12 protein-coding genes and 1 pseudogene are annotated in these 12,903 nt (G+C 53.0%); 8 read left to right on the forward strand and 5 right to left on the reverse strand.

Translation table 11 applies throughout. The features are described from left to right. The first annotated feature begins 69 nt into the window (after positions 1–69). Together HN413_14120 and HN413_14125 are read left to right on the forward strand one after the other, a co-directional pair. A pseudogene (locus HN413_14120) lies at positions 70–222 on the forward strand (DUF3298 domain-containing protein). Between the two features lie 11 nt (positions 223–233). Continuing rightward, complete coding sequence (locus HN413_14125; GenBank protein ID MBT3391533.1) at positions 234–1,238, forward strand: hypothetical protein; 1,005 nt, start codon at positions 234–236, stop codon at positions 1,236–1,238. A 123-nt stretch (positions 1,239–1,361) separates the two neighbouring features. Here the strand turns inward: HN413_14125 and HN413_14130 are convergent, their stop codons facing one another. The 4 genes from HN413_14130 to HN413_14145 form a co-directional block, all read right to left on the reverse strand. Beyond that, positions 1,362–2,102: an ABC transporter permease gene (locus tag HN413_14130; protein MBT3391534.1), complete on the reverse strand. Its 741-nt coding sequence runs from the start codon at positions 2,100–2,102 to the stop codon at positions 1,362–1,364. After that, complete coding sequence (locus tag HN413_14135; GenBank protein ID MBT3391535.1) at positions 2,099–2,860, reverse strand: ATP-binding cassette domain-containing protein; 762 nt, start codon at positions 2,858–2,860, stop codon at positions 2,099–2,101. Before HN413_14135 ends, HN413_14130 begins: the two co-directional genes overlap by 4 nt. Positions 2,861–2,991: 131 nt before the next feature. Continuing rightward, positions 2,992–3,948, reverse strand: coding sequence for an ABC transporter substrate-binding protein (locus HN413_14140; GenBank protein MBT3391536.1), 957 nt, complete (start codon positions 3,946–3,948; stop codon positions 2,992–2,994). 61 nt (positions 3,949–4,009) lie between these two features. Beyond that, positions 4,010–4,621 carry a TetR/AcrR family transcriptional regulator gene (locus HN413_14145; protein MBT3391537.1) on the reverse strand — a complete coding sequence of 204 codons (612 nt, stop codon included), beginning with the start codon at positions 4,619–4,621 and terminating at the stop codon, positions 4,010–4,012. A 551-nt stretch (positions 4,622–5,172) separates the two neighbouring features. On the opposite strand from HN413_14145, the gene HN413_14150 reads away from it, so the two are divergent. The 3 genes from HN413_14150 to HN413_14160 all read left to right on the forward strand — a co-directional run bounded on the left by HN413_14150 (position 5,173) and on the right by HN413_14160 (position 7,840). Continuing rightward, on the forward strand, positions 5,173–5,835 hold the full coding sequence (locus tag HN413_14150) for an isochorismatase family protein (protein ID MBT3391538.1): 663 nt from the start codon (positions 5,173–5,175) through the stop codon (positions 5,833–5,835). 119 nt (positions 5,836–5,954) lie between these two features. Next, entirely contained in the window at positions 5,955–6,842 is an 888-nt protein-coding gene (locus tag HN413_14155; GenBank protein ID MBT3391539.1) for an NAD(P)/FAD-dependent oxidoreductase, read from the forward strand. 47 nt (positions 6,843–6,889) lie between these two features. Beyond that, positions 6,890–7,840, forward strand: a complete 951-nt coding sequence (locus tag HN413_14160) for a radical SAM protein (protein MBT3391540.1) — start codon at positions 6,890–6,892, stop codon at positions 7,838–7,840. Positions 7,841–7,886: 46 nt separating this feature from the next. Here HN413_14160 and ettA read toward each other — a convergent pair whose 3' ends face one another. Continuing rightward, the gene (gene ettA / locus HN413_14165) at positions 7,887–9,563 is read right to left on the reverse strand and encodes an energy-dependent translational throttle protein EttA (protein MBT3391541.1); all 1,677 of its coding nucleotides are present in this window, start codon (positions 9,561–9,563) and stop codon (positions 7,887–7,889) included. Between the two features lie 127 nt (positions 9,564–9,690). Here ettA and HN413_14170 point away from each other — a divergent pair, with 127 nt between their 5' ends. From HN413_14170 to HN413_14180, 3 genes are all read left to right on the forward strand, one after another. Then, on the forward strand, positions 9,691–10,758 hold the full coding sequence (locus tag HN413_14170; protein ID MBT3391542.1) for an NAD(P)-binding domain-containing protein: 1,068 nt from the start codon (positions 9,691–9,693) through the stop codon (positions 10,756–10,758). A 73-nt stretch (positions 10,759–10,831) separates the two neighbouring features. Beyond that, a complete protein-coding gene (locus HN413_14175) occupies positions 10,832–11,074 on the forward strand; it encodes a hypothetical protein (GenBank protein MBT3391543.1) in 243 nt (80 codons plus the stop codon). A gap of 194 nt (positions 11,075–11,268) precedes the next feature. Continuing rightward, positions 11,269–12,507 carry an aminotransferase class I/II-fold pyridoxal phosphate-dependent enzyme gene (locus tag HN413_14180; protein MBT3391544.1) on the forward strand — a complete coding sequence of 413 codons (1,239 nt, stop codon included), beginning with the start codon at positions 11,269–11,271 and terminating at the stop codon, positions 12,505–12,507. The last annotated feature ends 396 nt before the right edge of the window (positions 12,508–12,903 follow it).

Below are 12,903 nucleotides of genomic sequence, written 5' to 3' on the forward strand. Positions count from 1 at the left end.
TTTATTGTCCGCTATGACATCTCCAGGCTATCACTTCCTTCTTGAGCACTACCGAATTATGAAGTCTGGGCGTTAACCGCAGAAGGTATGTTGATCGTTTTTGACGCTTATCAAGTTGCCCCCTATGCTGGCGGGCCGCAGCAGGTTGTCATTCCCTACCCTGTTTTAGCAGACCTGTTGAGCCCTCAGGGGCCGCTTTCCCGCTTTGCAAATAATCCTTAGGTGAGAATATTATGGCAAAAATCCCGCTCGAAAAAATTCGAAATCTGAATCAAAAACCTGAAACCTGGGAAGTCGCCGTTTGTTTGGCGCGAACCTGGATTTCCCCTGAACACGAAAACCCATACCGGCCCTGGTATGTGATGGTGGTCAGCGATCAGAACAAGGTCATTCGCAATGGCATCTACGAACAGCCGCCCACCGCCGATGAAATTCAGGAAGAATTGCTCAAAGCGATGAAGCGCCCCATGCTCGGATCGGGTTCCAAGCGCCGCCCGCAGAAGTTAATATTCGATGATGAAGCGCTGCTTCAGGAACTCGCCCCGGTTTTGGATGCGATTGAGATTGCGAGCGAATTTCGGCGCGATCTGCCTTTTGCGAACCCTACCCTTCGCGAGCTAGAGCAAATGATGAACCGCGGTTACCCGGAGCCAGAAAGCCTGTTATCCATCCCGGGGGCGACGGTGCCATTGTTGGGGAAAGTTTTCGAGGCTGCAGCCGATTTCTATCGTATTGCCCCCTGGGAATTGCTGCCCTATGAGGTAGCAATGGAAATCCGTTATCCGGTGGATGGAGCGACGCGCTATGCTGTGGTGATGGGAGGCGCCGGTGAGAGTTTCGGGATCTTTGTGAGCGACGATCTGGTAGGGTTGCAGCGCATATTCCACGAATTTGACCCCCCAGGGCTTGCCAGCGAACTCAAATTCTTCTCGCTGACCTACGATACGGCGATATATTTTGCGTTCGACGATCTGGATGCAATTGCTCAATATGGTTGGCCGATCCCCAATCCAAACGCATACCCCAGTATTATGCGCTTCAGTCCAGAGAAAGAGTTTTTTCTCCCCTCGCTTAACGACATTTTTTGGCTAGAAGCCGTGTTACCGGCCCTTGGCGAATATTTCGAAAATCACTTTGATGTGGATGAATTCGAGCGCGAACGCCAGTATACCTTCGATGTAGGTATACTGGCGGGGCGAGCAGATGTTTATTTGCAACTGCCCATCGATATCGAATAATAGAGTTGTTCCCAAATAACTACCATCTCGGTATCCCCCGCCGCAGGCGGGGAAAAGTCAGGAACAGGTTTAACAATCAGGGTGCAGCGGTTATTCCTTTGCCCTTATTTTGCGTTAGATGTTTCATTTTGCGAATTCCCAGGGGCATAGTTTTCGTTCAAGCCAATCCACCGAGAAATATAATCCCAACCCTAATAAACTCATCGCCATGATTCCGGCGTACATGGCCGGGTAGTCGAAGAGCGTGCTACCTTTGAGATAGATATAGTAGCCCAGACCGCGTTGCGTGGCAAAAAGCTCGGCCACATATAGCACCGCCACCGCCGTCCCGACAGATTGGCGCAGCCCGGTGAGAATAGCGGGTAGGCTGGCTGGCAGGTACACATAGCGGAATAGTGCCCGCCGCCCAGCCCCCAGGCTGCGCACACTCTGGATCAACTCCGGGCGCAGGCTGGCAGCCTGATCGCGCACCAGTACTAAAATTTGGAAAAATAGAATAATAAAGATGATCGCAATTTTGGGCATATCGCCAAGCCCAAAGAGTAGAATCAGCACTGGGACGAGAACCACTTTTGGGATCGGGTAGAGCAGGTAAATTAGCGGCGAGAAAATTGCATTCATGCGCGGCGACTGTCCCAAAATCAGCCCCGCGGGAGAAGCCAGTAGAATTGCTAATGCTGTGCTGGCAAACACACGCCACAGGCTGACGGCGAAATGTGGCAGTAGATCGCCCCCCAATTCGCGGAAAAATGCCGGGATAACCCGGATGGGGGAGGGCAAGATCGGCTGATCGATGAGCCAGGCGGCGATATGCCAGATGGTGAAGAGCGCCAGTACAGCATAAATCAGATCGCGGCGTTTCATGGCAAATCCATTTGAGCGCGTAGGTCGCGGCAGATATTCACATATGCATCGCTGCCGCGGAAATTATCGCTTCCGGCCTGTGGATTTTTAATCACCCGCGGGTGTGTGTTGGGTGGCTCCCCCAGCAGCAGGATTTTTTTGCCGAGAATGGCGGCCTCTTCAATGGTGTGTGTGACAATCAGCAGGGTCAGATTTTGCTCGGCCTGTAACTCCAGGGTCAGGCTTTGCAAGTCTTCGCGCGTGGGGGCATCTAGTGATGAGAAGGGTTCATCCATTAGCAGCAGATCAGGTTCCAGCGCCAAAGTGCGCGCAATCGCGGTGCGCTGGCGCTGCCCGCCGGATAGCTGCCCCGGGTATTTTTCGGCATGGGGGAGCAATCTTAAACGATCCAGCCAGGGGTCAACATTCAGGGATGGTTGAAAATCTTGCGGCGCGTGGGTGCCATCTGGGCCGTAAAAGCCGCGGATTCGCAAGCCAAGTTGAGCGTTCTCGCGCACGGTAGCCCAATGCAACAGGCCATATTCTTGAATAATCAGCCCGGTGTACGGGCGCGGCCGCGTAATGCGTTCCTCGTTGACGAGGACATCCCCAGCCGCAGGAAAGCGCAACCCCGCGATCAGATACAGCAGCGTTGATTTGCCGCATCCTGAAGGGCCAAGCACCGCCCAGGTTTCGCCGCGCTGAATCTTCCAGGAGAAATCCTGAAAGATCGGCTTTTGGTTGGGGTATGCGAAAGTGAGCGCGTTCAGTAGGATCATGGCAAGGGTAGATTTTATCCTATTATTTCTTTTGTGGCCGGGCTATATCTTGGCGGAGTATCCTAAAACAAGAGTACGGAGCGGCTACGCCGCTCCGTACTCTTGTTTTGGATTATCTATGCAAAAAAGAATTAAGGCAAATACTCCGCTGTCACCGAGTCGCCGTAGGCAACATCGGTATCCAGCAAACCTTTGCCCGTGGCCCAGGCTACAGCATCATCCCACTGCGCTTGTGAGGGCACGCCCGCGGTGGGGAAGGGGTTGACCTGGTAGGTTTCCAGCAATGGGCCGGGGACCAAACCTTGTTCCCCCATTAGAGCGGTATATTGCGCGGGATTGGCGTTGATTTTCTCCACGGCTTGCTCAACCGCTGCCAGGAAGGCTTTAATCGCTTCGGGGTTGGCATCAATGATATCTTTGCGGAAGGAAAAGACGCTCAAACCATATTCGGGGTGGCTGGTATCGTCAACAACAACCGTTGCACCGCCCAACAAGGCCATCGAAGAAGCCGGATCGGGCAACATGGCCGCCTGCATATCGCCAGAACCGAGCAATGCCAGACGGTCGGGGATTTTTGGCACAGAGATGGTGGCGATTTCATCGGTGGTAAAGCCCTCGGCTTCTAGCAGGCGGTCGGTCAGGTAAGCGATCACGGTGCCATCTGAGATGCCGATTTCAACACCCTTGAGGTCTTCCACATTTGCGATGCCGCTGTCTTTGGCTGCCAAAATGCGGAAGAGCGGCGCGGTTCTGGTGGCGGCGCGGGCGGTGCGCACAATTTGCACCTGAACTTCGTCTTTATTGTAGAAAAGTGTGGAAACAATCTCGTTGAGCATCCCGTCGGCGCTGCCCGCGGCGATGATCTGGTCGCGCTCAGGGGCGGATGCCACCGGTATGATTTCCACGTTCACGCCCTGGGCCTCGAAAAATCCCTCCTGGGCAGCCACATGGATAGGGAGTGTATCCAGCACCGGGAGCAGAGCCACCTTCAGGGTCGCTGGTTCGGACTTCCCGCCGCAGGCGCCTAACATCATACCCAATAAAACAATTACGAATAGAATCATGGCGAACTTATTTTTTGTAAACATTATACTTATCCTTTTGTGTTTTTTTGATGAGGCCAAGAAAGCAAGCTGTGCATCTCTGGCTTTATAAATTTTCCAAATGGTGAATGCGTTCCTCGGAGATGCCAAGACTGCGTAGCAGCACGGTTTGCAGCCCCGGCAGCGCCCGTTTTGGCGTGGGATGTCCGGTATGTACCCACTCGATGATGACCTCGTTGATCGCGCCCATCCAGGCGTAAGCCGCGATTTCGGTATCGAGGGGCAGAATATCGCCTTCTTGTACGGCTTCGTCGAGATGCTGCTGAATGAGCCGGATGAAACGCAGGTGGATTTCGCGTTGCTTTTTTTCGAAGGCCGCCCCCAGGCCAACCGCTTGTATCAGGAATATTTTGGCTAATTTCTGGTACGAAGTAAAGGTTTCCATGCAAATGCACAAAGCGGTATTTACCCGACGAACGCCGCTGGTTTCTTTGTCGATGGCTTCCTTTAGCCGCTTTTCGAGAATTGCGGCGAACTCATCCACCAGCCCGAGGAAAATCTCTTCTTTGCTGGGGAAGTGGAAATAGACCGCGCCTTTCGAAGTTTGCGAATCGCTGACAATATCGGCTACGCTGGTATTGTGGTAGCCGTTTTGGGCAAAACGTTCTACGGCGGCATCCAGAATACGCTGGCGGGTGGTCTTTTCAGTTTCAAGCATGGATGATCTCACAATCAGACCGACCGGTCGGTCTCTATGCGGTGAAGAATAGCACAGCGTACAATTTTTGTCAAACAGGCGTGACGTACAAAACGATATTTGGTCAATTTAATGCACGGATAGTCTCCCTTTCGGGTGTTGATATGGAAAATGCCCGCCAACACTCTATGAAAGGACTACCAATGCGCGTTTGAACGAAATAATGGTGAAAACGATAATGGTCAAAAGCAGCTTGGAAATGCAATTTCTAAAACGAAGTACACTACTTTTGTATTCATCAGGAGCATTTTGTACACCAATACCTTTGAAAATTTTAACGCGAATGAGCGCGAATGGCGCTAATCACGCGAATTTATTCTGAATAACATTCGCGAAATTTGCGCTATTCGTGGCATTCGCGTTTCAGCCTAAATGAGTGATGTGTTCAGAATGTTGTTGACCAACACAGAAGTACACTACTTTCAATTCATAAAATAGGATAATTGTAGTCCGATTATTATGCTTGCTGGATGACTTTTATCACTCTCTGAATAAAGTTTGGTTGTGCTAGAATGGGTTCGGTGAAAGAGCGCTATTTTTCTTCCAATACCATCGATATTCAGGCTGCGCAGATGCTCCATCAGGTAAGCTCCCGCCCTCGAGAGCTTGCTTTGATTCCGAAGCATAGCGCTCTGCTAGTTTTGGATATGCAAGAATATTTCTTGTCACCTGAATCACATGCATATATTCCCAGTGCGGCGGCAATTCTCCCTGGCCTGCAAAACCTGATTGACGCGTTCTCGCAGCGCAATTGCCCAATCTTCTTCACGCAGCACATCAACACCCCCGAGAATGCGGCTATGATGGGTCAGTGGTGGCGTGAAATTATTTTCATTGAAAATCCCCTCAGCGTGATTGCCCCCCAATTCGATACGCGCGCTGGCGTGATATTACAGAAGCCGCAATACGATGCATTTTATCAGACTGATCTTGATGATCGTCTGCGCCGCCTGAATGTGAGCCAACTTGTCATTTGTGGTGTAATGACTCATCTTTGCTGTGAAACCACCGCCCGTTCTGCTTTTGTGCGCGGCTTCGAAATTTTCTTCCCTGTAGATGGCACGGCTACCTACAATGCCGTTTTCCACGGCGCCACGCTTACCAACCTGGCCCACGGCTTCGCACACCTTTGCCTCATCGCTGATATTTTGGCCTTTTTTGAATCCAATGGATAAAATTACTCCATTGCAAAGAAATATATTCACCGCAGAGTTCGCTGAGAAATATCAAAGAAAAACTCTGCGCTCGCCTGTGCCCTTTAGGGTACTGCGTTCTCCGCTGTCTTTGTGTTCAGATGAAAATTAACCCGGTTGCAATTATCGGCGCTGGCCCGGCGGGGTTGGCAGCCGCTATTCAGATCAAACGCTTTGGTATCGATCCGCTGATTTTTGAGATGGACGCTCCCGGTGGTTTGTTGCGCAATGCCAATCTGGTGGAGAATTACCCTGGTTTTCCTCGTGGAATCGCAGGTATCAAACTGGTGCGCCTCTTCGAGCGTCAGGCTCAAGCTGTAGGGGTGGAGCTGACTCGCTCGCGCGTGACTCAGCTCGATTGGGATGGCACTGCCTTCCGGCTGGATACTCCCTACGGAGCGCGTGTTGCCCGACGGGTGGTCGTCGCCACAGGGACGCGGCCGCGCACCTTTAGCGATTTTGCCATCCCCGCATCCCTGACCGGGCGCGTGGTCTACGAAGTTTTCCAACTTTTTGGCGTGACAGGTAAGCAGATTGCCATCGTTGGCGCGGGGGATGCGGCTTTTGATTATGCCCTGAATCTGGCAGGACGCGGCAACACGGTGACGATTCTGAATCGCAGCGATGAACTCAAATGCCTGCCTTTATTGTGGGAGCGCTCGCAAGTCGAGCCGCGCATCCGCTATCTGGCGCATACGACGGTTGAAACGCTAGAGCCGGGCACGAATGATGGCCTTTTGTTGCGCTGCATTTCGAGGCGCGAAAAACTTGAAATCCAGGCCGATTATCTCTTAGGCGCGATTGGCCGCGTTCCACGTTTGGATACAATATCCCCGCGCGTGCAGGATCAAGCCCAGAGCCTGGAAAGTCGCGCCTTGCTTTATTTCATTGGAGATGTTAAAAATGGCATCTATCGGCAAACGTCCATCGCTGTTGGGGATGGCGTCCGCGCTGCGATGCAGATTTACCAACAAATAGAGAATATTTAGGTGGGGCGCATTTTTGTAATACGCCCCACCTGCAAGGAGATTGTTTTATGAAAGTCCTCGCTTCATCGGGTCGAGAAGATATTGCTATGGTCTATGTGGCTGAATTGGAAGGCGGTAAATTTATTGAATTTGTGGAAGCCGTCCAGCCGCCGATGCCGCGTGAAGAAAAATGGGTATTAATGGTATCAACGCTGTTTGGCTGCCCGGTGGGCTGCTCGATGTGCGACGCCGGGGGTTATTATCATGGCAGGGTTTCGAGGGAAGGTTTATTTGCACAGATTGATTATGTGGTGAATTTGCGCTACCCCGATTGGCAGATTGATACGCAGCAATTCAAAATTCAGTTTGCCCGTATGGGTGAACCGGCCTTTAATATGGCCGTGTTGGATGTGATCGAAGAACTGCCGCAACGTTATCACGCTCCTGGCTTTATGCCCTCGGTTTCGACAATCGCACCCCACGGAACAGATGCTTTTTTTGAGCGGTTGCTGGATGTGAAGAATAAGCTTTACCGCGGCGGGAATTTTCAGTTCCAGTTTTCGATTCACACCACCGACGAAGCCCGGCGTGATGAGATGATTCCGGTTAAGAAGTGGGGTTTTGCCGAGATGGGCGCGTTTGGCGAGCGCTTTCACGAAGAGGGTGATCGCAAAGTGACCCTCAATTTTGCCCTGGCTGAAGACAGTCCGGTAGACCCCGCTGTGCTGTTGCGCCATTTCTCGCCGGAGCATTTTTTGATTAAAGTTACGCCGCTGAACCCCACTTACCGCGCCGCAGAGAATGGCCTGAACTCGTATATTGACCCGCACCGCGGCAATGGTGACTATCCTATTATTCAGGATTTGCGCGCCGCCGGGTATCAGGTGATTATGAGCATCGGCGAAGTGGAAGAGAATTATATTGGCTCGAATTGCGGCCAGTATGTGCGCCGCCACCTCGAAGCGATTGACTTGGCGATAGACGGGTATACCTACCGCGTGCAGGAAATTAATATATAGGCAAAATAAAGGGTGTGCGTTTCCGACGCACACCCTTTATTTTGCCCTATTTCGTGAGTTTGCGATATTTGATGCGCTGGGGGGTGTCGGCATCGGTGCCCAGGCGTTTGCGGCGCGCTTCTTCGTAGTCTGACCAGTTGCCCTCGCTCCACATCAGTTGACTGTCACCCTCAAAAGCCAGAATATGCGTGGCAATGCGGTCGAGAAACCAGCGGTCGTGCGAAACCACGATGGCGCAGCCCGCAAAATTCTCTAGGGCGGCTTCTAATGAACGCAGGGTGTTGACATCCAGATCGTTGGTCGGCTCATCGAGCAAAATCACATTGGATGCTTTTTTGAGAATCTTCGCCAGGTGAACGCGGTTGCGCTCCCCACCTGAGAGATTTTTGACCTGTTTTTGCTGGTCGCTGCCCAAAAAGTTGAACGAAGAAACATAGGCGCGGCTGTTGCGCTTCTTCCCGCCCAGATTGATAAATTCATCCCCGCCGCTGATCTCCTCCCAGACATTTTTCTCGCCGTCGAGTGTGTCGCGTGACTGATCTACATAGCCCAATTGCACCGTTTGCCCGATGGCTACGTTGCCCGAATTGGGTTGCTCCTGCCCGGTGACCATGCGCAGCAAGGATGTCTTCCCAGCCCCGTTGGGGCCGATCACGCCCACAATGCTGCCCGCCGGAATACTGCGGGTGAAGTCTTCAATCAGCAAACGATCATCGTAGCCCTTGCTGATCTTTTCGAATTCGATCACACGATCGCCCAGCCGCGGCCCCGGCGGGATATAAATCTCTAAATCTTCACGCTGTTTTTCATATTCCTGCGAGAGCAGCCGCTCGTAGGCCGTGACGCGTGCCTTGCCTTTGGCGTGCCGCGCTTTAGGCGCCATACGGATCCACTCCAACTCATGTTCCAGGGTTTTGAGACGTTTGTCTTCGCTTTTCTCTTCCAGGCGCAGGCGATCCTGTTTCTGCTCCAGCCAGGAAGAGTAGTTGCCTTTCCAGGGGATGCCATGCCCGCGGTCAAGTTCCAGAATCCAGCCCGCAACATTGTCAAGAAAATAGCGGTCGTGCGTCACAGCGATGACCGTGCCGGGGTAGCTCTGCAAATGGCGCTCCAGCCAGGCTACCGATTCGGCGTCGAGGTGGTTGGTCGGCTCGTCGAGCAGCAGAATATCCGGCTCGGTGAGCAGTAGGCGTGTCAATGCCACGCGGCGACGCTCGCCGCCCGAAAGCACAGCCACCGAAGAATCTTCCGGCGGGCAGCGCAGTGCCCCCATTGCCATTTCAAGTTTATGATCCAGATTCCAGGCGTCGTGATGGTCCAGCCATTCTTGCAGGCGGCCTTGCTCTTCGATTAGAGTTTCAAAATCGGCATCGGGTTCGGCAAATTTCTCGCTGATGGTATCAAAGGCTTTGAGATTATTTACAATCGGTTGCACTGCTTCTTCAACAATCTCACGCACCGTTTTGGTATCATCCAATTGGGGTTCTTGCTCCAGCAGGCCGACGCTGTAGCCCGGCGAGAAGACCACCTGTCCCTCATAGCCCTCATCGCGCCCGGCGATAATTCTCAGCAGCGTGCTTTTGCCCGATCCGTTCAGGCCGACCACCCCGATCTTGGCCCCATAATAGAATCCCAGCGAAATATCACGGATAACTTCTTTATTGCTGGGCGGAAAGCGCCGGTTGACGCGTACCATCGAGAAAATAACTTTTTGATCGTTCATATCCTGCCTCGAGTATTTATTGATGAGGAAACCAGGAAAACAAAAAAATTCATGGCTTCCTGGTTTCCTCATAGAATTGTCAATTCACAATGCTCGAATTATACGTGATTATTGGTAAAATCACCGTATGAGCAAAAATCTACCCATTCCCGAAATTGCCATCATTGGCGCGGGGCCAATTGGTATCGAATTAGCCGCGGCGCTGAAGCGCGCCGGAGTCTCAACATTGCATTTCGATGCCAAACAAATTGGCTACACCCTTTCTTGGTGGCCGCGCCAAACCTATTTTTTTAGCACCACCGAGCGGATTGAAATTGCCGGGATGCCCATCCCCAATACCGATCAAAGCCGTGTTACCGGCGAAGAGTATCTGGCCTATTTGCGTAGTATTGTGGAAGTACTGGATTTGCAGATTAACACCTACGAGCCGGTGGCACAAATCAACCGGCTGGATTCTGGCTTTGAGTTGGTGACTCAGTCCCGCAGCGGGGAGCGGCGATACCAGGCCCGGCGCGTGGTTCTGGCAGTGGGGGATATGCACGCCCCCAACTTGCTCCACATCCCCGGCGAAGATTTGCCACATGTCACGCATTATTTTGATGAGCCGCACACCTATTTCCGTGAGAAATTGCTCGTCGTCGGGGGGCGCAACTCAGCCGCCGAGGCCGCCCTGCGTTGCTGGCGCGCCGGGGCAGAGGTGACCCTCAGCTATCGCCGCGCCGAATTTGATCCGAAATCGGTCAAGCACTTCATCCTGCCCGACCTGCTGGCGCAAATCGAACTCGGCACAATTAAATTCTTGCCCGAAACTGTTCCTGTGGAGATTACGCCCACACAGGTTATTTTGCGGCGCGCCGATGACTCGCGTTTTGAACAATCTGCCGACTTTGCATTACTGCTGACTGGCTTCCTCGGGGATATGACTCTCTTCGAGCGTGCCGGAGTCACCCTGGAGGGCGAAAGCCGCGTCCCGGTTTTTGATCCCCACACCATGCAGACGAATATCCCCGGGCTATACGTTGCCGGGACGGCTGCGGGCGGTGAGCGCAAAGCGCGTTACAGTTATTTCATCGAAAATTGCCACGTTCACGTCGGACGTATTGTTCAGCACATCACCGGCAAATGGCCGGAGAAATTAGGCACCATTCCGGCGCGACAATACGAACTTCCGTTGGAAGATATTCAGGCGAATTAATTTCTCACCACGAAGGTACAAAGACACGAAGTTTTTTCTTTGTACCTTCGTGTCTTTGTGGTGAATTTTCAAAATGACGACCACTCAACATCAAGCCCAAATTCTCAACGAACGCTTGGCGCGGCTTTCAGCCGATTCGCTTTGGGCCAGGCGCGCCAGCGGAGTGCGTGCGGCCCTCGATAAAGCCCTCCATCGCTCGGAATTGCGCGATTCCGAATATCTCGAACGTCTCATCCGGACCGGATTTACCATGCTCGAAAAAGCTGCCCAGGAATTGCCGCATGATGCGGTTGACAAATCCGGCGGCATTGACTAGAATTCGCTCCAACATGAACCCGACTACCCTTGTAATTCTCGGTATTTTTGCCATGATGATGAGCATGTTGATGCCCCGCTCGCGGGCTTGGGTGGTCGCGTCTCGCAGACGCAGGCATTAGACAGTACATATCTTTTGCGCAACAGGCCGCCCAACCGGGCGGCTTTTTTGATTCCCACAAGGAGAATGTTTGTATGGCTTACCCAATTGCACCCACTTTAACGCCCCCATCTGAAAGCAAATCGAATGGCTTTGGCCCTTCTACGCAATCTGTGCATGGCGGGCGGCGCGCCAACCCCTATCGCGCGGTTACCGAGCCGGTTGTGCAAACGGCCACGTACACTTTTGAGGATACAGCAGCGGTCTGCGCCTATAAAGACGCTTATCTGATGGGCGATTCGGGTGGAGTCATCGAATACGGGCGTTATGGCAACCCCACCGTGGCCGCGGCTGAGGCGCGCCTGGCGGCTCTTGAAGGCGCCGACGATGCCCTGCTCTACGCATCGGGCATGGCGGCAATTACCAGCGTGATCTTGTCGATGCTGCCGACCGGCTCGCATATCGTGCTCACCGATGACTGCTACCGCCGCACGCGTGAATTTGCGCTGACGTTTCTCAAACGCCTGGGGATTAACTGTACAATTGTACCGATGGGAAATTATCAGACTCTCGAAGATGCCATTCGCCCGGAGACGCGTTTGCTGATCTCCGAGTCGCCGACCAACCCTTATTTGCGGGTGCTGGATTTGGAGCGTTTTGTGGATGTCGCCCGCCGTCGCAAAATCAAGACGATGGTGGATGCCACCTTCGCCACGCCGATCAATATCCAGCCCCTGGCGTGGGGCGTGGACCTGGTAGTGCATTCTGCCTCCAAATATCTTGCCGGGCATAATGATCTGCTTGCCGGGGTGGTGGCTGGCGAAGCGGGCCTGATTGCATCGCTGCGTGGCCCGTTGGGTGTGTTGGGTGGCATAATTGATCCCAACAACGCCAATTGGGTGCTGCGCGGCGTCAAAACGCTGGCCTTGCGCGTGGAGCGGCAAAACCAGAGCGGCATCAAGGTGGCTCAATTTTTGGAAGCGCATCCCAAAATTGAGCAAGTCTGGTATCCGGGGCTGGCCTCCCACCCCGATCACAAAGTCGCTATCCAGCAGATGAAAGGCTTCGGGGGTGTGGTTTCGTTCACAGTGCGCGGCGGCCTGGAAGCGACCTCCCGCTTCATCGACCATTTGCAACTCTCACAGATTGCGACCTCATTGGGCGGCACGGAATCACTCGTCATCCAACCGGCGCTGATGACCTATTATGAGTTTTCGCCAGAAGAGCGCGCCGGGATGGGTATCCGCGATAATCTGATCCGCCTGGCGCTGGGCATCGAAGACACTGACGATTTGATTGCCGATTTGGCGCAGGCGCTGGCGATGGTGCCGTGACTTCGGAGATTTTGGCCTTTATGCAATTTTTACGCTATACGGTTGACAGTTCTTGTGCCCTTGAGTACAATCCCGCCCAATATTGAAACAGCCGGAACATCCGGAAAGTAACTATGCCAAATTTATTTGCTTTGTTTATCTTCACCCTGATTAGCCTCCTGGTTCTTATCCTTGGGATTACGAACCCCGTTTCCGTTTGGGTAGTCAGGAAAGTGACAAGCAGATAAAAGCAAGCACATTCCACGAGTTAGAGCAAAGGGCTGCCCACACGGGCAGCCCTTTTTGGTTCCCTCGCCCCAAGCCCCTCTCCCATTGGAAGAGATGCCGGGTGAGGGACGAAAGAGAAATTATGCGATCTGACATCATTAAAAAAGGCTTCGAGCGAGCGCCCCACCG

This window comes from Chloroflexota bacterium (assembly GCA_018648225.1).
Lineage (GTDB): Bacteria > Chloroflexota > Anaerolineae > Anaerolineales > UBA11858 > NIOZ-UU35.